Here is a 24,027-nt window from a genome sequence, read left to right on the forward strand (position 1 = left end):
GCAGTAAAAGGCTGATCGCGTTATGCTGGTAGGATAACAGTTACCTCATGGTTGATATGACAATGAGCTTCCCCATAGCACCTGACGAAGATGCGCGGTTAGCAGCCCTCCATCAGATCGAGTTGCTAGACACTCCTGAAGAGCCTGCCTTTGACCGGGTCACCCGTTTGGTGACTCGCTTGCTAAATGTGCCCATCTCAACGCTGACGCTGATGGATGCGAATCGGCAGTGGTTTAAGTCGCGTGTAGGCGTAGAGCTTCACGAGACGCCCCGCGATATAGCTTTCTGTGCCTACACGGTGGCTACCTCTGAGCCCCTGATTATTGAAGATGCCTGCCAGGATCCTCGCTTTGCCCACAACCCACTGGTCACTGGCCCCAGCGGTATTCGTTTCTATGCAGGGATTCCAATACACTCTTTGCAGGGTTTAGCACTAGGGTCGCTCTGCGCACTCGACACAAAACCGCGCACTATTAGCGAGGATGAACTAGCAGCCCTGCAAGACTTGGCGGCGATTATTACTGACGAGATTCACTTGCGAGAGCGGCTGGTATTAGAGAAAAAAAATGCTCAGGCCTCCCAGCAGGCGCTAAATGAGTTATATCGCAGCATGGAGTGTCAAATAGAGCGGCGTACCAACGAGCTCAATCTCGTTATTGCGTCGGCCTACGACGCCTATATTAGCCTTGATACACAAGACGTCATTTTGGATTGGAATCGAGCGGCTGAGATGATGTTTGGCTGGCCCCGTAAAGCGGCGCTGGCTAGGCCAGTCACGGAGCTTATCTTTCCCGCTGGTTTGCCTAATGCTAATGAACGAACCGCCATTGAGTATACGGCACGCCGCTGTGATGGTACTGATCTGCCAGTTGAGCTGCGTGTCAAAACATTGATTATTGACGGCCGCGAGCGGCGAAGTCTTTTTATCCACGATATTACCGAGCGTCAGCAGCTTGAGCGGCTGCGCGATCAGCAGGCCCGTGAAGATGCACTTACCCAACTACCTAACCGGCGAGCCTTGGATGAACGCTTGCCTGAAGCCATGGCACGCACTCGCCGCACCCAGCAACCCCTAGCCATTCTGTTTATGGATCTGGATGGCTTTAAGGCGATTAACGACACCCATGGGCATGCCATGGGTGATGAACTGTTGCGAGTGATTGCTAAAAGATTGGGGAAAACGGTACGCGAAACCGACTATATCGCACGCTGGGCCGGGGACGAGTTTGTCTTACTCTTGGAGGGCAGTGAGCCCACGGCAATCGAGCCGCTGGCCAACAAATTAGTTCAGGTGGTGCAAGAACCGCTGGTCGCTGGTAATGCAGCGTTACACGTCAGCGTTAGTATCGGGGTTGCTTTGTATCTACCAGAGAGTGCCGAGACCGCCAATGAGCTGCTAAAGCGCGCCGATGTGGCTATGTATGAAGCCAAACGCTCTGGAAAAGCCCAAGTACGTATCGCACAACCTTTGGATAGTGCTTGTTGAAACCAAGAACCCTTCAAGGACGACCATGATTCGAGCTATTCTGACTACCCCTGAAGGCGAAACCCATGAGGGAGATGAACGCCTGCTGGCCGTCTGGCAGACCACCCCTCGGAGCCATATCTGGATCGATATGCAGGGGGAGTCGCAGCAAAGCGAGCGGGCGATTTTAGAGGCGTTTGAGTTTCACCCCATGGCGATTCAAGATGCCCACAAAGACCGCCATCCGCCCAAAATTGAAGAGTTTGAAAATCACACCTTGATTATTTATCGTGGCATCTCTTCCTTTGATGCCGAACTAAACTACCTGCCGCAGCAGGTTTGTTTCTTTGTAGGTGAGCGATTTCTGGTCACCCTCCATCCCGGCCAAGCGCTTTCCATAGAACGGCTATTCAACGAGCACGGTAAAGCCCTGCTGGCCCATTCGCCGGAACATGTCGCGCTGCGGGTGATGTATATTTCAGCGGGCTTTTATATCGATAGTCTACTTGAGTTCGAAACGGCGTTAAGCGACCTGGAAGACGAACTGCTGGAAAATGGTAATGATGTGTTAATGCGCAAGATCATCACTTACCGTTCCCGGCTGGTTAAAATGCGTCGCATCTTTAGCTACCACCAGGGGATTACCCAAGAACTCACCGCTTATGACTATGAGCATTTACCGCGGGAAGAGAGTGAAACCCTACACGCGATCAACGATGTGGCGGATCGCTTTGAGCGTCTCTACACCTTGACCCAAATGTACTACGACATTTGCGGTGACTTGATCGATGGCTATATCTCTATTTCTTCCCACCAGCTAAACATCACCATGCGGGTGCTCACGGTCATTACCGCGATTTTTGTCCCTCTTACGTTTATCGCCGGGATTTACGGCATGAACTTCGAAAATATGCCCGAGCTACGCTATCAGTACGGCTATTTTTTTGTTTGGGGAGCCATGTTGGGTATTGCGGGGGTCATGATTTGGCTATTTAAGCGCAAGCATTGGTTTTAAAGACAGGTTTTAAGGACGGGTTTTAGTCTCCCCATAGAACGGCTCCAGGAAACAAAAAGTTGACCCATGCATAGGTGGTCGGTGGTTGAGTGTGGCATCCTCTCCAGCGACCAAGACTATAAGGCATAAAGCCGTCGACTAGCGTTTTCACTGGGAGTTGTTCCATGACGATTATGATTATCGGGCTGCTGATGTTTTTAGGCAGCCACTCTGTACGTATCTTTGCTGAAAACTGGCGTCAGCAGCAGATTGCGAAACACGGCGAAACCACTTGGAAAGTAGCCTATTCGGCGGTATCCATCTTTGGCTTGGCTATAGCTATTTACGGTTTTGGCCAGATGCGCCTTGACCCCATCTATATCTGGTATCCGCCAATGGGAATGCGCCATGCGGTGGCGCTGCTGATGGTGCCCGCCTTTATTATGCTGGTGGCGGCATACATTCCGCATAACGCGATTAAGGCCAAGCTTGGCCATCCAATGATGCTGGCGGTAAAAATCTGGGCGTTTGCTCACCTGCTGGCCAACGGTCGCTTGGGTGATATTATCTTTTTTGCTGCCTTTCTTATCTGGGCTATCCTGGCGTTCAAAGCCGCCAAAAAGCGTGACCGTCTTACACCGCCCACGCCCGTCAGTACCCATAAAATGGCCACCATTGTTGCTGTACTCGTCGGCTTGGTAGTGTATGTGGTGTTTGCTTTTTACTTGCACACAGTGCTGATTGGCGTCCCTGTTTTTAGCTAATCTATTTTTAGCAGTTTGACGTCAGCCCAACCTAGGAGGCACTCCATGGCCGAGACAACACACACGGTACCCACCACAATGGCTGCTATGCTATTGACCGGACATGGCGGTATCGAAAAGCTGGAATACCATCAGGATGTCGCCACGCCGCAGCCCAAGGCGGGCGAAGTGCTGGTACAGGTGACCGCCACAGCGAAGAACAACACGGACCGCAAGGCGCGCGAAGGGCTGTACCCTACCAAGGATAAAGGCGATGTTACCTCCTTTGCCATGGGAGGTACGCCAACCTTAACTTTCCCGCGTATTCAAGGTGCCGACGTAGCAGGCCGCATAGTGGCGGTGGGAGAGGGCGTTGACGCCGAGCGCATTGGTCAGCGAGGTTTGCTGGATTTTAATATTTACGCCGATGAACGCCGTGATATTAATCTAACCCCGGATTACTATGGCCATGGAGCCGACGGCGGCTTTGCTGAGTATATCGCTGTGCCTGCTGATCAGTTTTATCACGTGTCCAATCCCGAACTTCATGACGCTGAATTGGCCTCAATGGGCATGTGCTCTTATCAAACGGCTTACCACATGATGACTGCCGCCAAGGTGAGTGCTGGCGAGCGTGTACTGGTCAGTGGCGCTAGTGGCGGTGTGGGCACCGCGCTCATTCAGCTCTGCCGTATTGTGGGAGCGGTTCCGTATGCCGTTAGCCAGTTAGATAAAGCCGAGGTGCTCAAAGAACTAGGCGCAGAAGCGGTCATCGATCGTGGCGACCTACCAACGTTTGTTGACCGAGTGCTGGAAACCACTGGCGGCAAACCAATCGATGCGGTGATGGACTTGGTCGGCGGTGAGATGACCAACCTGTTTATCGACACCATGATTGTCGATATGCAGGGGCGTAAGAGCTACCCCCGCCTCTCTATTGCCGGTGCCAGTGGTGGCAACCTTAGCGAAATGATGTGGACCCGCGTCTACCTTTATCAAGTACAGATATTTGGCGTTTCCCATGGCACCCGAGAAGAGGCCGAACAGCTGGTGGCGTGGATTCGCAGCGGGGAGTTAAAGCCGGTACTCCACGCCGCTTTTAAGCTTTCTGACCTGCATGCCGCCGAGCGCTATTTTGTTAACCGGGGCAGCAATTATCTGGGCAAAATTGTGCTTGTTCCTGATGCTCAGTGGGCATCTCACGGTGCGCCGTTCGCCCTTGAAAATCCTTCTTCTGCTGTTTAGGAGCGCCGCTAGTGCATAACCTTCATACCATCCAGCTAATGGATACTCATGCCGGTGGTGATGTTAGCCGTATCGTCACAGGGGGAATTGATATTCTGCCTGGCGCCACCGTTCGCGAGCAGATGGAGTACCTGCGCGATGACGCCGACGGTTTGCGCCGCCTGCTGCTCGAAGAGCCCTACGGCATCCCGGAAATGTCGGTCGATTTGTTGGTGCCGGCCACTCACCCTGAGGCGGTGGCGGGTTACATCATCATGGAAGTGATGGGGTACCCTATTTACTCCGGCTCCAACACGCTGTGTACCGCTACAGCGGTTCTAGAGAGCGGCATTGTGCCCAAGCAGGAAGGCATACAGCGCTTTAAGCTGGAAGCGCCGGCGGGGCTAGTGCAAATCGAAGCGAAGGTGCATAACGGTGTGGTGGAGTCGGTTACTTGTGGTGGCCTGCCCAGCTATATCGATACCTATCGCGATACGATTCACGTGCCGGGGATTGGCGAAGTCACCTATTCAATCGCCTATAGCGGTGGCTTTTACGCCTTGGTCGATGCAACCGAGCTGGGCTTTAGGTTGGTGCGTGATGAGGAGCGCGCACTCTCAGAGTGTGCCTACAAAATTGTTGAGGCAATAAAAGCGCAGCGGGGCTTTTCTCACTACACTCTGGGCGATGTGGGGCCTCTGCCATTTTTGCACTTTATGGGGCCTGAAGAGCAGATTGGAGAAGGCTACATACGCTCACGTTCAACAACGTATGTTCATCCAGGCGTTATTTGCCGCAGTACGACGGGTACCGGCACCTCGGCGCGCTTGGCGTTGATGAACTACGAAGGACGGTTAAACCTGGGTGATAAGCTAGAGACCGTTTCACTGCGGGAGACAGGGTTTATCGGTACCTTCATCGGCACCCACCAGGAGGGCGCTTATCAGGTAGTGGAGAACACCATTACTGGCCGCAGCTACGTGCTGGCCCACTCGGATATCGTTATCAACTGTGAAGACCCGATGGTAGCGTGTGGTGAACTACACCATATATTGCGAGACCGTCACCAGCCGACAGCCTTGTCACTAAAGCCTCGTCACGTGAGACATAGCGACGCGACGTAAACCTAGCGGGCAGATACGTAACCTTCACTTTCCAGACGTTCCCATACCGGGGCTTTTTCGGCCTCGGTCATACTGCCCCAGCCCGCGATTTCATCCAGCGTTCGGCCACAACCGTGGCAGACTGACGTGGTGGGCTCGATCTGGCAAATATGTACGCAAGGTGAGAGAGGTCGTCCATTGGGCGATGCGGCGTTTTTCGTCATGAAGATGCCGAGACCTTACCGCGCAGCGATTTAATTTTGCCCTTACGGGTTTTGTGATCGACGCGGCGGCGCTGTGAACCTTTAGTGGGCTTAGTGGCGCGGCGTGCTTTTTGCTGCTTGGTGGCACTCTGTATCAGCTCTTTTAACCGTGCCAACGCATCCTCTTTATTCAGCTCAAGCTTACGATGGCTCTGGGCTTTAATCACCACCACGCCCTCTTTACTGATGCGCTGATCGGACAGCGCCATTAAGCGCTCTTTGTACAGCGGTGGCAGTGTTGAGCTAAGAATATCGAAGCGCAGGTGTACCGCTGAAGCGACTTTATTGACGTTCTGGCCGCCCGCGCCTTGGGCGCGAATCTGGCTAATATCAATCTCCCAATCAGCCAGGGTAACGTTGCTAGAAATGGTGAGCATTAATGGCCCCTGTGTTACTCGTGAACCCATAAGGCTAGCACAATTGGCACTCCTCAGCCTGATGAGATGAAGGAGGGCTTTCAGCACTTGTGGGAGAGAGCTTCAGCTCGCGAATGTGTGGGCTACCAGCCTGATGAGACTATGAGGTGCTTGCAGCCCTGGTGTTAAGCCCACGTTTTAGCGCGTTATTAGCCAGCTAGATTGTTAACGGGCTGACCATTGATGTAGGCCAGCAGGTTACTAAACGCATCGCCAAAGTAGAGCTCGTAGCTATCCTTTTCCACATAGCCAAGATGAGGCGTGGCGATAAGGTTGGGTAACGCCAGCAGCAAGCTTTCGAACGCAGGCTCCTCGTCAAAAACGTCTACCGCAGCTTGGCCGGGGTGCCCGGCTTGGAGTGCCTGTTCGAGTGCACCCGGGGCCAATAGCTGAGAGCGGCTCGTGTTGACTAATAGCGACGCAGGCTTCATGTGGGAGAGGGATTCAGCGTTGACGATACCGCGAGTATCGTCGTTTAAACGAAGGTGTAGGCTGAGCACATCCGCACGCTGGAACAAATCGGCCTGATTTTTGGCTACCTCTAGTCCAGCATCTGAAGCGCGCTGGCGGGTGCCTTCTCTTCCCCATACCAAAACGTTCATTTCAAATGCCTGGCCATAGCGCGCTACTAAGCTGCCGATTTTGCCATAGCCAAAAATGCCTAGGGTGCGGCCTTTAAGGCCCGTGCCTAAGGTACGCTGCCAACGGCCCGTTTTCAGGTTCTCAACCTCCGCTGGTATATGGCGCATCGCGGCAAGCACTAAGCCCCAGGTTAATTCTGCCGCCGCATAAGGCGAGCCAGTTCCCGTCATGACAGTGATGCCATGACGGCGGCAAGCCTCCACATCAACGTGCGCTGCACCGCCACCCGTTTGGCTAATGACTTTCAGGTTGGGCAAGCGTTCAAGCAGGGCGGCCGTGACCGGCGTGCGTTCACGAATGAGTACCAAAGCCTCCGCATCTTGAAAGCGCGCGCTCAATGCGTCCAGGTCGGTAAGCGTATCGTGATAAACCGTTACCTTTTGGCCTTCTAGCTGCTTGAAAGCGTCTAAACTGCGCACACAGTCCTGATAATCATCGGCAATGACAATCTTCATCGAATCGGTTCCTTGCTTGGCAGCATGTGTTTGTAAAACACGTCTATGCTGGCAATGCTGTTGTAAAGTGATAGCTGTTATAGGTTGATAATACGCCTAAACCCATTACCCAGGAGTCAAAAATGAGCGACTACCTATTGGATGATTCCCCTCTAAGCCCAGGGGTTATTTATCGATTACTATCGGGCACTGTTTGCCCCCGACCTATTGCCTGGGTGTCTACCCAGAATAAGCAAGGAAATGCCAATTTGGCGCCATTTTCCTTTTTCAACGTGGCCAGCGTGAATCCACCGGTGCTGGCGTTTTCCCCACTGCTTAATGGTAGCGGTGAACTTAAAGACACCGTGCGCAATTTAAAAGAAGTACCTGAATGTGTCGTACATGTGGGCAGTGAGGGGCTGATAGAAGCGCTCAATACCACTAGCGCCAGCTTGCCGCCAGGAGAGGATGAGTTTGCGCTGGCCGACCTTGAAAAAGCTGAGATGCCTGGGGTCAGCGTGCCACGCATTGCCAACGCTCCCGTGGCCTTTGGTTGCAAACTATTCGATATGATTAGCTTTGGTGACCAGCCGCTAGCAGGTACTTTGGTGCTGGCTCAGGTTGTCTCCATCCATATTGACGATTCGCTGTGGGACGGTCGCCATGTAGATATGGATCGACTCAAACCTGTTGGCCGACTTGCAGGCAGTGATTACATCCGTATCAGTGACCGTTTCGCCATCGAAAGACCTGCTTAAAAGCATAATTTTGCGCTAATTGCGGGCGTGACATCAATTGTTACAATCTAAGTAATATTTGTTACTTGGTAATCGACGATAATAAATCTTTAGTCGTATATTCTCCCGCCGATAGAGATAAGTACTGGTTGGTGATTTCGAACGCGTGCGGTGTTAACCATTGCACGTATTCGCTATTGCCATTTATGTAGTGGGGAAGTGATCTAGCCAGCAAGGAGCAGATCAATGCAACGATTGGGAATCGGGTTATTAATAAAAGCCTTGTCAAAAAAGGCCTTATTAAGAAAATACTTATTTAATATGGCATTAGCAGTTGGGATGTTTGTTCCACTTCTTGCGCAGGCAGAACTGAGTTTCGGCATTGTTGCTCCTTCCAGCGGTGGGGCCGCACCGCTAGGATTGGGTATGCAAAAAGGTATCGAGACCTACTTTGCCGAGGTCAACGAGGCAGGCGGGGTTAATGGTGAAACGCTGGCGTTAATTGCCCGGGATGATCAGTACAAACCACTACAGGCCGCCAGTAATACCCGACAGTTGCTTCAAGAGGATGAAGTGCTAGCGGCGATCGGTAATGTCGGCACGCCGACGGCCACCGTTACTATTCCCATCTTTAACGAATATAAAACGCTACTGTATGGCGCTTTTACTGGCGCGGGTGTGCTGCGTAAGGCGCCGCCTGACCGCTACGTGATTAACTATCGGGCAAGCTATGTACAAGAAACCGCCGCCATGGTGGACGGGCTGTTGGAGGCAGGTGTTTTGCCCGAGGAGATCGCCTTCTTTACGCAGAACGATAGCTTTGGCGATGCAGGATACAATGGCGCCACCCAGGCACTAACTGCCCATGGCGTCGATAATATTGCAGCACTTGCTCATGGCCGCTTTACTCGCGGTACACGTAATATTCACCAGGGCTTAGCGACCATTCTGGAAGCGCCGGTAACACCGCGCGCCGTTATCATCGTCGGTACATACGGCCCCGCAGCTGACTTCATTCGTGAAGCGAAAAATGACTTACCTGACACAGTATTTCTGAACGTTTCCTTTGTGGGCAGCCAAGCGCTTATGGATGAACTTGGCGATCTGGCGGAAGGCGTCATTATTACCCAAGTCGTGCCTCCGCTAAATGCCGACCTGCCCGCCGTTGAGGCCTACCGCAAAGCGCTGGAAACCCATGCCCGTGGTAGTGAGCCTGACTTTATTTCCCTGGAAGGTTATTTGGCGGCAAAACTCTTTGTTGAGGGCGTAAGAGCGGCCGGTGCTAACCCTGACCGTGAGGCGATTGTGGATGGCCTGCTTGGGTTGGGTTCGGTTGATATTGGTTTGGAAGAGCCGTTGAGCTTGGGGCCAAATGACCATCAAGCCAGTGATGCAGTATGGCCAACCATTATTAAAAACGGCCGTTTCGAGTCGGTGGAATGGGCAAGCCTGTTGCCCTAAAGCTTACGTTACCTGTCTGCCCCCTGACACAAGTGAAAACAGATAATGAAAAAAACCTTAAGTATTCGAGCGATGTTGATCAGCCTGTTCTTAGCTGCAGTGCTAGGCGCTGTGGTGCTGGCGGCAACCGGTTGGACGACCAACCAACGGCTAATCGACTCACAGCGTTATATTACCAATGAAGTATTGCCGCTTCAGGATGCCAGCATGGGCATGGTGCTTACCATGGGGGCATTTGGCCAACGCCATGCGGATTTGCTTGCCGCAGAAAGCATGACTGGTCTAGATGAGGTCACCACTCAAGCGGCACTGGATGAGCGTTTTAATGATGCACGGCAAGGCCTCCATGGTGTTGATCAAGGGCAAGGATTGAGTGAGCTGGATAGCCACTATCAAGCATTGCTGGAAGGAGATACGGCGCTGGAAACTTTACGCCGCGAAGAGTTGAGCCTACAAACCCAGATGGCCGAGCGCATCAGTGCGATGCAAGCGCTTATTTCTCAAGTAATGCTAAGTGCAGAAGATATTGCCGGGCGAACGGCGCTAGCACAGGTTCGCAGTGACCGTGAACAGCGAGAGTTAATGGAAGCCTGGCGCGAAGATGGCATGACCACGCTACCGACTCAGTTGCTCGACAATATGTTTACCGGGCAAGCGGATATCGGGCGCCTGAGCGGCAATGCGCGCATGGCATTAGCGCAACTGTCAGATCTTGGCCGCCAAATGATGCAAACGAATAGCGCCGATGCGCTGGTCAATTTGCGTCACAATGAAATTGCCCAGCAGGTGGGGCTAGCTCGCCAATCACTGGTGGCGATCGCCGACGCGCCTAGCACCGAAGTGGATCAGCGCGCGCTAATCAGTGATTTAGACGATGTCATCGTAGGGCTGGATGGGTTGATGGTATCCGATGACAACGCTGTCTATGAGCTGCGTTTACAGCAGTTAGAATTAAACGCCCAGGTGCAAGCGGCGCTCACCAATGTTGCCCAGGCCATGGCGCAGATGCGCACGGCGCTGAGCGACGTGGAGGCATTTACCGTGGCTCAGGCGGACAGCGCCGCGACCCAGGCCGAAGCATTAGCCAACGCCGGGCGTTCATTGCTGATTACGGTTACTCTGGCGGTTATCGCGCTGCTTGCCATCTTTGGCTGGCGTACCATGGTGCGTGTATTGGGCCCGCTAGTGGCTATGCGCCAGCAAATGGAAAGCATCAGCGGAACCGCAGGAGAAAACGCCGACCTTTCTAAGCGTCTTGAGCTTAAGCGCAATGATGAAGTGGGCCAAACTGCCCAAGCGTTTAACAACATGATGAATACTTTTGAAGGCATGGTGGCTCAAATCCGCGAAAGTGCCGAAGCTATCGCGGCCAGCAGCCGCCAAATTGCCGCCGGTAATGAAAACCTCTCCCAGCGTACTGACCAGCAGGCAGCATCGTTGGCGGAAACGGCTTCAAGCCTTGAGCAGATCACGGCCACGGTGAAGCAGACCGCTGATTACGCTGACCAAGCCAAAGACGCTAGCGGTAATGTTGACCAGCGCGCCCGTGCCGCTGGTGAGGTATCAACGCGCACCACGGCGGCAATGGGGGATATCCGCGAGGCGAGCGAAAAGATTACCTCGATCATCAAAGCCATTGACGATATCGCTTTTCAAACCAACTTGCTGGCGCTCAATGCTTCTGTTGAGGCGGCGCGAGCGGGTGAGCAGGGCCGTGGGTTTGCCGTAGTGGCCCAAGAAGTGCGCAAACTAGCGGGACGTAGCGCCGACGAAGCGGCCCAAATTCGTCATTTGGTAGACGACAGTGTCGCCAAGGTAAGCGAAGGTGAGCAACTGGTAAACGCCTCAAGCAAACACCTGCAGGAAATCATTGATAGCCTGGGAGAGGTGACGCGCTATGTTACCGAGATTGCTGGGGCGACCCATGAGCAATCGGCTGGTATTGATCAGATCAATCAGGCAATTTCGCAGCTGGATCAGGTGACACACCAGAACGCCCGCTTGGTGCAAGAAGCGACTACTGCCAGCCATACGCTGGATGATCGTGCCGGTGATATGCATTCACTGGTAGGGCGTTTTCGCGTCGGCGACACGGCAGGACAACGGCATCTAGCGCTTCCGCAGCAGGAGAAAGTGACTCAGTAGTAAGCAATTACTACCTATTGTCGGAAGGCGCTTGCTAGTCTCATCTAACACGCCCTGCGTGTGCTCAAACACTCGATCAATAACCATAAGATAACCAAGAGGAGCACTGAGATGAGCAGCAAACGCATTTTAATGATCACCGGCGATTTCACTGAAGATTATGAAACCATGGTGCCATTTCAAGCACTTATGGCAGTCGGTCATCGCGTCGATGCAGTTTGCCCTGGGAAAGCCTCGGGCGATACTGTGGCGACGGCGATTCATGACTTCGAAGGCGATCAAACCTATTCCGAAAAGCCCGGCCACCGTTTTGCCCTGAATGCCGATTTTGCCAGTATTAACCCCGCCGATTACGATGCCCTGGTAGTGCCTGGTGGACGTGCGCCTGAATATCTTCGTTTGAACAAAGAGGTGCTAACCATGGTTCAGCACTTTTTTGAGACCAACAAACCCGTGGCGGCGATTTGCCACGGCGCTCAGTTATTAGCCGCTGCAAAAGTACTGGAAGGGAGGCAGTGTTCCGCTTACCCGGCCTGCCAGCCGGAAGTAGAGCTTGCAGGTGGTCATTTTGCCAATCTGGAGGTGACCGATGCGATAACCGATGGCAACTTGGTTACCGCCCCTGCATGGCCTGCCCACCCCGCCTGGCTTGCGCAGTTTATGGCGCTACTGAATAAGTGAGCGTGACCCAGTAACCTGACGGTCTTTGCGCCCAGCTCCCGCTGGGCGCTCTTATTTGCTGCGCCAATAATTGCCGCTATGCTAATAGTTTGAGTGGATACGAATACGCGGAGAGACAACGCCCATGTGTAAACTGTTTATTCAAGCCGACCCTGAGCTGTGGCGCAGCGCGACACACTCGTTGCGTATTGATGGCATGGTTACCAGTGTGCGAATGGAAAATTACTTCTGGCACATTCTGGAAGAGATAGCCCAGCGTGACGGAATGAACACGGCCCAGATGATTACCCGGCTTTATCACGAATCCATCGACGCCGGACACGATTTGGGTAACTTTACTTCTTTTTTGCGCGTTTGCGCCCTGCGTTATCAAGCGCTGCAATTGACCGGTGATATTCCCACCCAGCACCAAATCCCAATTGCCACCTTGGACGCTGAGCAAATTTTAGCGCGTGAGGGCGGCAAAACGCGCGACCCATTGCATTGATAGGAGTGAGTAAGGCGTTATTGAAACGGTCACTCAAGTCGCGCTTCCAACGCCGTTAAAAACTGTTCAATACGCGCTGCGTTAGTGCCCACGTCGCTTGCACCCAGACGTGACGCTGAGCGCATATCCACCTGCACCCCGTTCTCAATCTCGGTTAGGCGAATGACCACATCATCCTCAAAGCCAAACCAGCGCGTGGTCGCAGTGGCTTCTATGTGATTGTCGGTAATTCGGGCGATCCGCCAGCCAGCCTCTTCGGCCTCTGCTTGTGCGGCAGCGAGTACCGTTTGTGGGGCCACGTCCAAGACCAGCGGCTTGATATAAGGATAGGCTGCTTGCTGCTGCTGAGCGGTGGCATCGCCCGGGTAGTCAACCGCGTTCGGCGCCGCTTCTCGTACGTCAGCTAACGCTTCAAAGGCAGGTGGGTTTTGCGTATCGGTGGTGATGTCGTGAATTGCGGGCACCTGTTGAGCGCGTTGCCAATGCTGCCAGGGTACGTAAAGCAGTGCAGCAGCGGCGACGATAACCAGCGTGGCTATTAAAGCGGGTCTAGAGCGACGAGCCAGCAGGCTAAACAGTAGCGTGACAATACTGACCGCGACTGCTCCTCCAGCGGCATAAACGCCGTTACGGAGTAAGTTGAACGCCTCGCCTAGGCTGATAAATTCGCCCCGATAAGCAGGCCCGGAGCCCGCCATCATTAGGGTCGCCGCCGCTAGCAGCAAAATGGCTAAGCCAGCCAGGACGCCTGGCCAACGGCCTCCACGAGGGCGTACCGTTGTTAGTCGCGTTACCATGTTCTCTCCTTATCACAGCGTATTTCGCTATTCTTAGCACAAACACTGGGTCAATTGGCAGTGTGAACGTGTTAAACCCTGACGATAGGATATATATGACCGATAACGTTGCCGCTCTTCGCCAGCTACTGCTCAGCGCACCGCGTGAAGCCCTGCCAATGACATATCAGCAGGTGGCTAGCGCGCTAGCGCTAACACCGCCGCGGACTATCGCTCAAGTTACTCAGGCGTTAGAGCATTTAATGCGCGAAGACGCCGCACAGCAGAAGCCTTTCATCGCAGCACTGGTGGTCAGCCGGCGCGGCGACGGTTTACCCGCAGCTGGTTTTTTTGAACTAGCCGTCGCCTTAGGCCGCTTTCCTGCGGACACCGCACAGCAAGAGGCCGCTTACCGTGTTGAGTTTCAGGGTGCCCTTGACGAGCGTGAGAACGCAGATAAAAACGCTCACCCTTAAGTTTCGCCACGCTGGCTAGGCGTTTTTCGCAGTGGGTCAAGCAACGGGCCAAGTCCGTTATGATCAATTTCGTGCATCAGATGCAGCAGTTGGCCAATTTCCCCGGAGGGAAACCCCTCCCGAGCGAACCAGTTTAAATAAGGGCCGGGAAGGTCAGCGATAAGCCGACCCTCGTACTTGCCAAAGGGCATGGTGCGAGTCACTAACTTTTCCAGATCCTCTGGTTTCATGCAGTTACTCCTTTGATATTCAACGAAACGCCTTAGGCGCTATTATCAGGCCGCTGGGCGATTTCGCCAATCAGTTGGGCAAGCGCCCGGGCGGGTTCGCTCAAATGACCGCTACTGGGATGAATTAGCCCGACATCACGGTGAAAGGTGCGTTCGCCTAAATCAATCGCACGCACTTCCGCTGGCCAGCGTTGCTGCGCAATCGCCTGGGGCACCAGGGCAACGCCTACCCCTTTGGCGACGAGCTTAACGATGGCCTCTAGTTCATCGACTTCGCATACTTCACGCACATTGCAGTGATTGTCACGTAGAAAGCGTTCGACCTGCCGCCCACCAAAGGAGGCGCGGTCGTAGCGGACAAACGGCTGGCGGGCGATCAGCTCCCGCCAGTGATCGACCTCAATATGGCGCGGCACGATTAAACGAAATGGCTCGTGGGCAAGGGGCGTCCAGCGTAAATCGCTGTGCAGTGAAAAGGGCGGGCGAATAATCACCGCCATATCAAGCTCCCCAGCGTCGACTTGATTCACCAGCTCCATGGAGAGCCCTGGCACAACGCGGGTGCGGCATTCGCTATAGCCGTGATGAAAGCGCGCCAGCGCATCGGGCAGTAGCGAGCGCTGTATGGACGCGATGGCCCCAATGTTGACCCGTTGAGTGGTGGGTTGGCCTGCAGTCGTCGCACCCAGTGTACTGTAGAGGGTGAGCAGTGTATGAGCTTGCTTTAACGTTTCCTGCCCACGCTGCGTCAATATGGCGGTACGCCCTTTACGCTCAAACAGTGGGATACCCAACTCTTCCTCAAGACGTTTCATTTGTGCGCTCACCGCCGCTTGAGTCAGGCCAATTTTGTTGCCCGCTGCGGCAAAGGTGCCTTCCTGTGCTACCGCAATCAGCGTTTTTAGCTCGCGGATCATTGATCAATCCTTTTTGTGAATCAGCTAAATAGTTATTGATTTTATTTTCCCATGAGCGGCCCTAGGATTAATACAGCGGGGCTGCATAAAAAGTGCCCGCTAACCCTCATAAAACCCAATAATGTGGAGAATGACCATGAGCCTTTCACCCTTTCATCTGGCGATACCCGTTTACGATGTAGCGCTGGCGCGGGCGTTTTACAACGATGTGTTTGGCCTGGAAGAGGGGCGTTCCAGCGAGCAATGGGTCGACTTTAATTTCTTTGGCCACCAACTGGTCATTCATGAGCAGCCCAAAACGCCGGGGCAAGAAAGCGCCCACACTAATCCTGTAGATGGGCACAACGTACCGGTGCCGCACTTTGGCGTAATATTAGCGTGGGACGAGTGGGAAGCCTTGGCCGAGCGCTTGAAAGCGCGCGATACGGAGTTTGTGATTGAGCCCTACATTCGCTTCAAAGGCGAGGTAGGTGAGCAGGCCACCATGTTTCTGCTCGACCCCTGCGGAAATGCCCTGGAATTCAAGGCGTTTAAAGATATGAGCCAGGTTTTTGCCAAATAAATTTTGCCAAATAAGCCCTGCATTAAATCTCGTTTTAAGCTCGTAACGCTTGCTCCTGACGGCGATGTTGAAGCGGGGGCTCACCAAAGTAGCGTTTATAGTCGCGGCTAAATTGAGGCACGCTGCGGTAACCAACCGCCGCAGCGGCCTGATTGACGTTGTGATTGTCCTGTAACAGCAACTGCTGCGCTTTGATTAAGCGCAACTGTTTTAAGTATTGGGCCGGTGACGAGCGGGTAATTTGCTTGAAGTGCTGGTGAAATGTCGACGGACTCATATGGGCCTGTGCTGCCAACTGCTCCACGCTAAAGTCATCGGCAAAATGGGTGTGGAGCTTAGACAGCACCTGCACGATACGTGAGTAATTACCGTGTCCTAATACCAACGCCCGTAAAGCAGGTCCCTGTTCCCCCCTTAGCGCTTCAAACACCACATCGCGGATGCGAGCGTTGCCCATTGTGTTGCGCTCAATGTCTGCATGTAGCGCGTTGGCCAAGCGCAAAACGGCATCCTGCATTTCCTCTGTCATGGCCACCGAGGCCATCGGCAGCGGAGCCAATGCGTTATGACCGGTATCGCCCATGGCCGTCACCATCTCGCTTAACAGCGCCGGATCCAGGCGTACCGATATACCCAGTAACGGGGCTTCCGGTGAGCCGTGGGTTTCGCACTCAAAAGGCAGTGGCAGCGTTTGCACTAAGTAGTGGCCGGGGTCGTAGTGGATTTCGCGATCACCGAGATAACCCATTTTGCGCCCCTGGGCAATGATGGTCAGGCTCGGCTCATAGAGCAGTGGCGTACGTACCTGATGGCGGCTTAAACAGAGTAACGACACGCCGGGTAGCGGTGTTTGATTGATGCCGTCGCCTTTAACCAGTGGCGCGATAACGGCAGCCAGCGCATTGCCAGCCTGAGCGGTGGAGGCCATGATGGTTTCTCTCGGGTTTATGGTGACTTTTGTATAATCATAACGATTTATGGCTATTTTTTGTTATTTTATTACGTTGTGTCGGAGTATTTGGCAAAAATGACGTAGCTTCGTTTATCGCTATCCCCACTGAATAGGCCAATACTATTGGCATGCCTCGCACGCGAGGCAAATGGCTGTTGATTTATACGGCAGTCTTTTGCTGATAAGGAGTTTCACCGATGAGCCAAGCATTATCCTACGCCGCATTTGCTAACGATAAGCCCTTAGCACCGTTTACGTTTGATCGTCGTCAGCCGCGCCCCGATGACGTAGCCATCGAAATTCTCTATTGCGGCGTCTGCCACAGCGACCTGCACTTTGCTCGCAATGACTGGGGCATGAGCCAGTACCCCGTCGTCCCCGGCCATGAGATTGTCGGTCGCGTGACCTCTGTGGGCGATAAAGTGTCGCGTTTTAAAGCCGGTGACCTGGTGGGTGTGGGCTGCATGGTGGATTCATGCCGTACCTGTAGCGCCTGTAAAGACGGCGTAGAGCAGTACTGCCTGGAAGGCTTCACCATGACCTACGGCAGCGAAGATCGCCAGGATGGCACAATGACCCAGGGTGGCTACTCCGACTCCATCGTGGTGAGCGAGCACTTTGTGCTACAGATGCCTGATGGTATTGATCTGGCCTCAGCGGCGCCGATTCTCTGCGCCGGTGTGACGACTTATTCGCCGCTCAAGCATCACGGCGTGGGCAAAGGCCATAAAGTCGGTGTGATCGGTATGGGTGGCTTAGGCCACATGGGCGTTAAACTGGCCAAAGCGCTGGGCGCTGAAGTCACGGTGTTCACCCGTTCCGACGCCAAGGTTGAAGAAGCGAAACGTAACGGTGCTGACCACGTGGTGGTTTCCAGCGACCAGGCACAAATGGATGCGGTGGCTGAAACCTTCGACTTCATGCTCGACACCGTGCCCGTACAGCACGATCTAAACCCTTACCTAACGTCGCTGAAGTATGACGGTACTCACATCATCGTTGGCTTGCTGGAGCCCATTGAGCCCGCCATTGAAGCCTTTAACCTGGTCTTTAAGCGTCGTGTAGTGGCCGGTTCGCTAATTGGTGGCATTGCAGAGACCGAAGAGCTGCTCAAGCTGTGCGCTGATCAAGGCATTACCTGTGATATTGAGATGCTCGATATCAACAACATTAACGAAGGTTTTGAGCGCATGGAAAAAGGCGATGTTCGCTATCGTTTCGTGATTGATATGGCGACGCTAAAAAACAGCGCAGCCTAAATAACGGATTGAGTAGCCGCCTATCTAGCCACGTAGATAGGCGGTTAGCTTGAGTAAAACAAAACGGCCCGAGTCCTGCAGAGGACCCGGGCCGTTTTTCTAGCTAGCCGCTTTAGCGACTATGGCGTTTCAAGTTCACGCTTGGCGTGTGGTTCTTGCTGCCACTACGCCGGGCAAGAGCATCAAGCCTGCTAGTAGCCAAACTGGCCAGCTACCCAAGCGGGTGAAAGGTGTTAGTCCCTCCATGGCGTAAAACTCACCGGTGAGCGTAGTTGTCTCAAACTGCGGCGCGCGTTCAACAATGCGCCCATTGGAATCGATAATAGCGGTAATGCCATTGCTGGTGGCGCGGACCACATAGCGTCCATTCTCTAGGGCGCGTAGGCGTGCCATCTGCAGATGCTGGTGGGGGCCAATTGAGGCGCCAAACCAGGTGTCGTTAGATACCGTCATGATCACACCGCTGTCTTGGGCACGGCGGGCCACTAGTTGCGGGTAAATAATCTCATAGCAGATCGCATTGCCAATATTAATCCCGGCGGCCTGCATCGGTGTTTGCTCATGCTCACCTTTGGTAAAGGTCGACATGGGGAGGTCAAAAAAATCGATCGCCCCGCGGAGTACGCTCTCCAGCGGCAGGTACTCACCAAAAGGCACCAGGTGCTCTTTCTGGTAGCTGCCCTCTACGTCGCCGACGCCAATCACGCTATTGAAGTAGCGCTCCTGCTCGTCGCGCTGAACGATGCCGGTGAGCAGGGCGACGTCGGGCGGTAGGTTCGCTTGCACCCGCTCCAGCACCGGCCGGGCCTGGGTCTCCATCATCGGCAGGGCGGTTTCTGGCCAGATGATCAGGTCAACCTCATCGGCGACTTCGCGGGTGAGTTCGCTATAGGTATTCGCCGCCGTGCGCTGCCCTTCGGGCGTCCACTTCAACAGCTGCGGTAGATTACCCTGTAGCAGTGCCACGCGCGTAGGCTCGGCGGCTGGGGTAGTCCACTGCTGGGGGAGTGCCAAGGGAATCAGCCAAATGGCCGCCAGTGGGGCAAGCGACCACCACTGACGGCGCAACAGTAGCTCAGCGCCAAGTGCACCGCTCAGTGCGACTAGCAGCGAGAGCAGGTATACGCCGCCAACGGGCGCCCAGGCAGCCATCGGCGAGTCGACGTAGCCAGAGCCCAGCAGTAGCCAGGGAAAGCCGGTAAACAGGTAGGTGCGCAGCACCTCGCCCAGCACCCAGGCGCCGGCAAAGCTGACAAACGCGAACCGGGCGGAGGTAAAGCGCCGGTAGAGCCAGAAAGTGCCGGCAAAAAACAGTGCCAGAATCGTCACGAACAGCGCGGTCAGGAAAACGGCTAGCGGTACACCGGTGTAGCCATAGTCGTGGATAGAGACATACACCCAGGAGGTACCGCTGGCGAACAGTGCCACACCGTATAACCAGCCCTTCAGAGCCGCCTGGGCGGGGGTTAAAGTGTGCAGGCCCACATAGAGTAAGCCAATTGCCACCGGGCCCAGCCACCAAAGCTCAAAAGGGGAAGCCGTTAGGGTGGTGAAACCGCCCGCCACCAGGGCGGCAAGCAGCTGTAACAAAAACGCGGGGGGTAAACCCATAGCGATAACCTATCTACGGTAATGTGCGAGGGAGTGGATAGAAAGCAGCGTGACAACAAGCGCCTAGGCTGGCTTGTTCTCCTGGTCATCATCCTCTTCGTCATCGCGGCGAGTGTCGCGATAGGCTTCGAGTAGACGGATGCGTCGGGTATCTGCATTGAGAATCACAAACCGCCAGCCGCCCAGAATGGTGTGTTCACCGCGTCGAGGTAGATGACCAAACTGCTGCATTACCAGGCCACCAACGGTATCGAACTCATCGTCAGAGAACTCGGTGTCAAAGCGTTCGTTGAAGTCTTCGATGGGGGTCAGTGCGCGAATGGCGTAGCGGCCATTCTCTATTTCGCGGATATCGTCCTCTTCATCGGTATCGTGCTCATCTTCGATGTCGCCGACGATCTGCTCAAGAATGTCTTCGATAGTGATAATGCCCGCCGTGCCGCCGTATTCATCCACCACCACTGCCATGTGATTGTGAGTATCCCGAAACTCTTTGAGTAGGCTGTTTAGACGTTTTGATTCAGGGATAAACATCGCGGGGCGCAAAATGTCGTCTAACTTGAACGCATCACGCTGGGCCTGGGTCTGGGAGAGCAGGGGGAGTAAATCTTTTACCAGCAGGATGCCTTTTACATCATCCAGGTTTTCACCAATCACCGGGTAGCGGGAGTGACCGGTTTCCTGAATCAGCGGTAGGTAGCCGTCGCTGGTTTGATCCAGCGCAATGGCTGAGACCTGGGAGCGGGGTATCAACACTTCACGAACCTGCTGATCGCTGATCTCAAGGGCGCCTTCGATGATCATAATGGCGTCTTGATCCAGCTTTAATTTCCCAGCGGTATGGCGTAAAAACGTCATCAGCTCATCGCGTGAGCTGGGTTCGTCATTGTCTCCGGAAAGGGCGCCAAAGAGTTTCTCGAGCCAGGATTTTTGATTGGGGTTGCTCGATCGGTCTTCGCTCATGCGTCAATTCTCTCGTTTGCGGGCAGACAGTTGCTATCTCGTTGACGACATCGTTATATAAACCATGTCGTCAGGTAGCTGTTTTATCACTGAAACGGGGGATAGTACCAGATTAGTTGTTACGTGATTTAACGCGCCCACCGTTAAATAATAAAGAGGTAAGGGGCTAAGCGTTTTCCCTATTGGGTGGGAGGCTGTCAGCATACGGATCAGGAATGCTTAGCTCGGCTAACAGCTCGCGCTCAAACTGCTCCATTTCCTCGGCCTCGTGATCATCAATATGATCGTAGCCCATTAAATGCAGGATGCCATGCACGACCATATGGGCGTAGTGGTGCTCGATCGGCTTGTTTTGCTCGTTGGCTTCTTTGGCCACCACGGCATGGCAAATCACCAGATCGCCGAGTAACGGCAAATCCACGCCCGGCGGGCTCTCAAAAGGGAATGACAGCACGTTAGTGGTTTTGTCTTTGCCGCGGTAATCACGGTTGAGCGTTTGGCTTTCAAGCTCATTCACAAAGCGAATAGTCACTTCAAGACGCTGGTCGTCAGGGTGGTGGGCAAACACACAGCCCACCCACTGGGTGAGCTGTGTCAGATCGGGTAGAAGCGGTTCATCAATCGCCGCCTGGCGATCAACAATGACCTGCGTGGCCTGGTTCATAGGGGCATCGTTCATAAAGACCTACTCATAAAGACATGCTCATAAAGACATGCTCATCGCGAACTATCCCATGCGTCTTCGCGTGCCTGCATACGTGCGTCACGCTCTTGCTGGCGTGCCTCGCGGCGGGCGCGCTCTTCCACTTCCTGCTGGGATTCGAACATATCGTAGGCTTCGATAATGCGCTGTACCAGCGGATGGCGTACCACATCCTTGGCGGCAAAGTGGGTGACACCGATGCCTTGCGTGTCTTTCAACACGTCGAGCACCTGAATCAGTCCCGAACGCTGTCCTTTGGGTAGATCGACCTGGGTCACGTCGCCGGTAATCACTGCGGTGGAGCCAAAGCCAATCCGGGTCAGGAACATTTTCATCTGCTCCGGGGTAGTGTTTTGGCTCTCATCCAGAATGATGTAGGAGTTATTGAGCGTACGGCCACGCATATAGGCCAGCGGAGCAATCTCAATCACCTGACGCTCAATCAGTTTTGCCACCTGCTCGAAGCCAATCATTTCATAAAGGGCATCGTAAAGAGGCCGCAGGTAGGGATCGATTTTCTGAGCCAGGTCGCCAGGCAAGAAGCCAAGTTTTTCACCCGCTTCCACCGCCGGACGTACGAGCAGGATGCGGCGTACTTCCTGTTGGTTGAGTGCCTCAACTGCGGCGGCAACAGCGAGGTAGGTTTTACCGGTACCCGCAGGGCCAATACCGAAATTGATATCGTGTTCGCGGATACTTGAAACGTAGCGCTGCTGGTTGAGCCCGCGCGGTTTGATCATGGTGCGCGGGGTTCGCATGATCACTTCATCGCTGCTGCCGGTGCCGTCAACTTCCTCTTCCAGCGCTTCAAGCCCGGACTCTTGTAGGAACAGGTGCACAGTGTCGGCGTCAAGTTCGCTCGCCGCTGTTTCGCGATAGAGGTGTTCCAACACGTTCGCCGCTGCCTTAATGCGGTTGGCTGGGCCCGCCAGTTGGAACACATTGCCCCGGTTGCGCAGCGTCACATCTAGGCGGCTTTCAATCAGCTTCAAATGCTCGTCCTGCTGGCCGCAAAGGCTAGCAAGGCGCTGCGGATCATTGGGTTCAAGGCTTAAGGTGATGATGCGATTGGCCTGAGGTGTTGGCTGGCTCAAGAGTGGGGAACCCCTCGTTAGTGTGTGTATCGTTCAGCTTACTGCCCCACCAGAAGCGGGGCAATGATCTGTGATAAGTGAAAGTACATCACGGTACCAAGAGCAGGTTTCCGCGAGGACGCTGTGAACCCGTCCTTGGGCGCTACTTTTGCCATCTGACCGCCATGGATGGCGGAAATGCCGGAATTGTTGGGAGCCTTTTCCGGCCTTGGCAAAAGACCCTCGCTTCAACCTGCCCTTGCACTCGTTATCGGACATTTATAAATGATCAATAGCGCTCGGGTGAGGCAAGCTCACCGCGTAGCGAATTGGGAAATGCCTCGGTGATCTCTACATCGACAAAGTAGCCGATTAGTTCGGTGGGGTTGGCAGCGCGGAAGTTAACCACCCGGTTATTCTCGGTACGCCCTGAGAGCTGGCCGGGGTCACGCGGCGAAAAGCCGTTAACCAGTACACGCTGTGTGCTGCCGACCATGCGGCGGCTAATTTGCGCGGTTTGCTGAATGATCCGCTCCTGCAGAATCGCCAGACGCTGCTTTTTGACACTCTCCGGTGTTTCATCCGGCAGGCCAGAAGCAGGTGTGCCGGGGCGTGCGGAGTAAACGAAGCTGAACGAGTGATCGAAGCCGATTTGATGAATTAAATTCATCGTCGCTTCAAAATCTTCTTCTGTTTCGCCGGGGAAGCCGATGATGAAGTCGGAAGAGAAACTGATGTCCGGGCGATTGGCGCGGATACGCTCCATCTTTTCGATGTATTCAGCCGCCGTATGCCCGCGCTTCATGGCGGTAAGAATACGGTCTGAACCCGACTGTACCGGTAGGTGAAGGTGGCTCACCAGCTCAGGAATATCGGCATAGGCGTCGACTAGGCTGTCGGTAAACTCCACCGGGTGTGAGGTGGTAAAGCGGATGCGGTCAATGCCCTCTACCGCCGCCACACAGGAAATCAATTCGGCCAGGTCGATTTCATCGCCAAGCTGGTTTTCACCGCGGTAGGCATTGACGTTCTGGCCCAACAGGTTGATCTCGCGCACGCCCTGGTCGGAAAGGTGAATGACTTCATCCATCACCGCCTCAAAGGGGCGCGAGACCTCTTCGCCGCGGGTGTAAGGCACCACGCAGAAGGTGCAGTACTTTGAGCAGCCTTCCATGATCGACACAAACGCCGTTGCGCCATCAGAAGAGGGCTTGGGCAGGTGGTCGAATTTCTCGATCTCGGGAAAGGTGACATCCACGGCGGCAATCTGATTATTGCTGCGGGCATCCAACATTGAGGGTACGCGGTGCAGGGTTTGCGGCCCGAACACCATGTCCACGTGGGGCGCGCGCTTGCGAATCGCTTCGCCTTCCTGGCTTGCCACGCAGCCGCCCACGCCAATCACCAGGTTGGGATTAGCGTCTTTAAGTTTTTTCCAGCGTCCCAGCTGATGAAAAACTTTTTCCTGCGCTTTTTCGCGAATTGAGCAGGTGTTTAGCAGAATGACATCGGCTTCACGCTCATTATCAGTGAGTTCGAGCTGGTGAGATTCGCCGAGTAGATCCGCCATGCGGGAGGAGTCGTACTCGTTCATTTGGCAGCCGTGCGTTTTGATGAAGAGCTTCTTCGCCATCGGTACCTGTCATCTATGAGTCGTCGGGGGACGAGGATGAATGGAGTGTTGTCGTGCGGTCGGCAATGATGTGTCC

25 protein-coding genes are annotated in these 24,027 nt (G+C 54.2%); 13 read left to right on the forward strand and 12 right to left on the reverse strand.

Features of this window, described 5'->3' with window-relative positions; all coding sequences use genetic code 11:
- Window positions 1-47 precede the first annotated feature (47 nt).
- From HZU72_RS06660 to HZU72_RS06680, 5 genes are all read left to right on the forward strand, one after another.
- Complete coding sequence (locus HZU72_RS06660; protein ID WP_235976009.1) at window positions 48-1,487, forward strand: diguanylate cyclase domain-containing protein; 1,440 nt, start codon at window positions 48-50, stop codon at window positions 1,485-1,487.
- 25 nt (window positions 1,488-1,512) lie between these two features.
- A complete protein-coding gene (corA, locus tag HZU72_RS06665) occupies window positions 1,513-2,481 on the forward strand; it encodes a magnesium/cobalt transporter CorA (protein WP_180091092.1) in 969 nt (322 codons plus the stop codon).
- A gap of 164 nt (window positions 2,482-2,645) precedes the next feature.
- On the forward strand, window positions 2,646-3,224 hold the full coding sequence (locus HZU72_RS06670; protein ID WP_180091093.1) for an NnrU family protein: 579 nt from the start codon (window positions 2,646-2,648) through the stop codon (window positions 3,222-3,224).
- Window positions 3,225-3,269: 45 nt separating this feature from the next.
- Window positions 3,270-4,448 carry a zinc-binding dehydrogenase gene (locus HZU72_RS06675; RefSeq protein WP_180091094.1) on the forward strand — a complete coding sequence of 393 codons (1,179 nt, stop codon included), beginning with the start codon at window positions 3,270-3,272 and terminating at the stop codon, window positions 4,446-4,448.
- A gap of 11 nt (window positions 4,449-4,459) precedes the next feature.
- Window positions 4,460-5,551 (forward strand): proline racemase family protein, encoded by a 1,092-nt coding sequence (locus tag HZU72_RS06680; RefSeq protein WP_180091095.1) that lies wholly within the window; start codon window positions 4,460-4,462, stop codon window positions 5,549-5,551.
- Window positions 5,552-5,553: 2 nt separating this feature from the next.
- Here HZU72_RS06680 and HZU72_RS06685 read toward each other — a convergent pair whose 3' ends face one another.
- The 3 genes from HZU72_RS06685 to HZU72_RS06695 form a co-directional block, all read right to left on the reverse strand.
- Window positions 5,554-5,754: a DUF1289 domain-containing protein gene (locus HZU72_RS06685; protein ID WP_180091096.1), complete on the reverse strand. Its 201-nt coding sequence runs from the start codon at window positions 5,752-5,754 to the stop codon at window positions 5,554-5,556.
- A complete protein-coding gene (arfB, locus tag HZU72_RS06690; protein ID WP_180091097.1) occupies window positions 5,751-6,170 on the reverse strand; it encodes an alternative ribosome rescue aminoacyl-tRNA hydrolase ArfB in 420 nt (139 codons plus the stop codon). The genes HZU72_RS06685 and arfB overlap by 4 nt, the downstream gene beginning before the upstream one ends.
- 188 nt (window positions 6,171-6,358) lie before the next feature.
- On the reverse strand, window positions 6,359-7,306 hold the full coding sequence (locus tag HZU72_RS06695; protein ID WP_180091098.1) for a D-2-hydroxyacid dehydrogenase family protein: 948 nt from the start codon (window positions 7,304-7,306) through the stop codon (window positions 6,359-6,361).
- Window positions 7,307-7,428: 122 nt separating this feature from the next.
- Between HZU72_RS06695 and HZU72_RS06700 the strand changes: the two genes are divergently transcribed.
- The 5 genes from HZU72_RS06700 (at window position 7,429) to HZU72_RS06720 (ending at window position 12,796) form a co-directional block, all read left to right on the forward strand.
- Complete coding sequence (locus HZU72_RS06700; RefSeq protein ID WP_180091099.1) at window positions 7,429-8,043, forward strand: flavin reductase family protein; 615 nt, start codon at window positions 7,429-7,431, stop codon at window positions 8,041-8,043.
- 318 nt (window positions 8,044-8,361) lie between these two features.
- A complete protein-coding gene (locus HZU72_RS06705) occupies window positions 8,362-9,483 on the forward strand; it encodes an ABC transporter substrate-binding protein (RefSeq protein WP_235976010.1) in 1,122 nt (373 codons plus the stop codon).
- A gap of 45 nt (window positions 9,484-9,528) precedes the next feature.
- Window positions 9,529-11,628: a methyl-accepting chemotaxis protein gene (locus tag HZU72_RS06710; RefSeq protein ID WP_180091101.1), complete on the forward strand. Its 2,100-nt coding sequence runs from the start codon at window positions 9,529-9,531 to the stop codon at window positions 11,626-11,628.
- A gap of 111 nt (window positions 11,629-11,739) precedes the next feature.
- Complete coding sequence (locus HZU72_RS06715; RefSeq protein ID WP_180091102.1) at window positions 11,740-12,309, forward strand: DJ-1/PfpI family protein; 570 nt, start codon at window positions 11,740-11,742, stop codon at window positions 12,307-12,309.
- Between the two features lie 124 nt (window positions 12,310-12,433).
- Entirely contained in the window at window positions 12,434-12,796 is a 363-nt protein-coding gene (locus tag HZU72_RS06720) for a ribbon-helix-helix domain-containing protein (RefSeq protein ID WP_180091103.1), read from the forward strand.
- 29 nt (window positions 12,797-12,825) lie between these two features.
- Here the strand turns inward: HZU72_RS06720 and HZU72_RS06725 are convergent, their stop codons facing one another.
- Window positions 12,826-13,593: a DUF1499 domain-containing protein gene (locus HZU72_RS06725; RefSeq protein ID WP_180091104.1), complete on the reverse strand. Its 768-nt coding sequence runs from the start codon at window positions 13,591-13,593 to the stop codon at window positions 12,826-12,828.
- Window positions 13,594-13,688: 95 nt separating this feature from the next.
- Between HZU72_RS06725 and HZU72_RS06730 the strand changes: the two genes are divergently transcribed.
- Complete coding sequence (locus HZU72_RS06730) at window positions 13,689-14,048, forward strand: hypothetical protein (RefSeq protein WP_180091105.1); 360 nt, start codon at window positions 13,689-13,691, stop codon at window positions 14,046-14,048.
- On the opposite strand, the gene HZU72_RS06735 is transcribed toward HZU72_RS06730, so the two are convergent.
- Both HZU72_RS06735 and HZU72_RS06740 read right to left on the reverse strand, forming a co-directional pair.
- Window positions 14,045-14,278, reverse strand: coding sequence for a DUF3820 family protein (locus HZU72_RS06735; protein WP_022522550.1), 234 nt, complete (start codon window positions 14,276-14,278; stop codon window positions 14,045-14,047). The genes HZU72_RS06730 and HZU72_RS06735 overlap by 4 nt on opposite strands.
- Before the next feature lie 32 nt (window positions 14,279-14,310).
- Window positions 14,311-15,195 carry a LysR family transcriptional regulator gene (locus tag HZU72_RS06740; RefSeq protein WP_180091106.1) on the reverse strand — a complete coding sequence of 295 codons (885 nt, stop codon included), beginning with the start codon at window positions 15,193-15,195 and terminating at the stop codon, window positions 14,311-14,313.
- A gap of 136 nt (window positions 15,196-15,331) precedes the next feature.
- Here HZU72_RS06740 and HZU72_RS06745 point away from each other — a divergent pair, with 136 nt between their 5' ends.
- The gene (locus HZU72_RS06745; protein WP_180091107.1) at window positions 15,332-15,757 is read left to right on the forward strand and encodes a VOC family protein; all 426 of its coding nucleotides are present in this window, start codon (window positions 15,332-15,334) and stop codon (window positions 15,755-15,757) included.
- Window positions 15,758-15,791: 34 nt separating this feature from the next.
- Here HZU72_RS06745 and HZU72_RS06750 read toward each other — a convergent pair whose 3' ends face one another.
- The gene (locus HZU72_RS06750) at window positions 15,792-16,685 is read right to left on the reverse strand and encodes an AraC family transcriptional regulator (protein WP_180091108.1); all 894 of its coding nucleotides are present in this window, start codon (window positions 16,683-16,685) and stop codon (window positions 15,792-15,794) included.
- Between the two features lie 221 nt (window positions 16,686-16,906).
- Here HZU72_RS06750 and HZU72_RS06755 point away from each other — a divergent pair, with 221 nt between their 5' ends.
- Window positions 16,907-17,968 carry an NAD(P)-dependent alcohol dehydrogenase gene (locus HZU72_RS06755; RefSeq protein ID WP_180091109.1) on the forward strand — a complete coding sequence of 354 codons (1,062 nt, stop codon included), beginning with the start codon at window positions 16,907-16,909 and terminating at the stop codon, window positions 17,966-17,968.
- A 135-nt stretch (window positions 17,969-18,103) separates the two neighbouring features.
- On the opposite strand, the gene lnt is transcribed toward HZU72_RS06755, so the two are convergent.
- The 5 genes from lnt to miaB all read right to left on the reverse strand — a co-directional run bounded on the left by lnt (window position 18,104) and on the right by miaB (window position 23,951).
- The gene (lnt, locus tag HZU72_RS06760; protein WP_180091110.1) at window positions 18,104-19,579 is read right to left on the reverse strand and encodes an apolipoprotein N-acyltransferase; all 1,476 of its coding nucleotides are present in this window, start codon (window positions 19,577-19,579) and stop codon (window positions 18,104-18,106) included.
- Window positions 19,580-19,642: 63 nt separating this feature from the next.
- The gene (locus HZU72_RS06765) at window positions 19,643-20,542 is read right to left on the reverse strand and encodes a CorC family transporter (protein ID WP_022522556.1); all 900 of its coding nucleotides are present in this window, start codon (window positions 20,540-20,542) and stop codon (window positions 19,643-19,645) included.
- Window positions 20,543-20,708: 166 nt separating this feature from the next.
- Window positions 20,709-21,221, reverse strand: coding sequence for an rRNA maturation RNase YbeY (gene ybeY / locus HZU72_RS06770; protein WP_371829536.1), 513 nt, complete (start codon window positions 21,219-21,221; stop codon window positions 20,709-20,711).
- Window positions 21,222-21,259: 38 nt separating this feature from the next.
- The gene (locus tag HZU72_RS06775; protein ID WP_180091111.1) at window positions 21,260-22,339 is read right to left on the reverse strand and encodes a PhoH family protein; all 1,080 of its coding nucleotides are present in this window, start codon (window positions 22,337-22,339) and stop codon (window positions 21,260-21,262) included.
- Between the two features lie 268 nt (window positions 22,340-22,607).
- Complete coding sequence (gene miaB, locus HZU72_RS06780) at window positions 22,608-23,951, reverse strand: tRNA (N6-isopentenyl adenosine(37)-C2)-methylthiotransferase MiaB (RefSeq protein WP_180091112.1); 1,344 nt, start codon at window positions 23,949-23,951, stop codon at window positions 22,608-22,610.
- Window positions 23,952-24,027: the final 76 nt, after the last annotated feature.

Source organism: Vreelandella sedimenti (assembly GCF_013416325.1).
In the GTDB taxonomy this organism is placed as follows: Bacteria; Pseudomonadota; Gammaproteobacteria; order Pseudomonadales; family Halomonadaceae; genus Vreelandella; species Vreelandella sedimenti.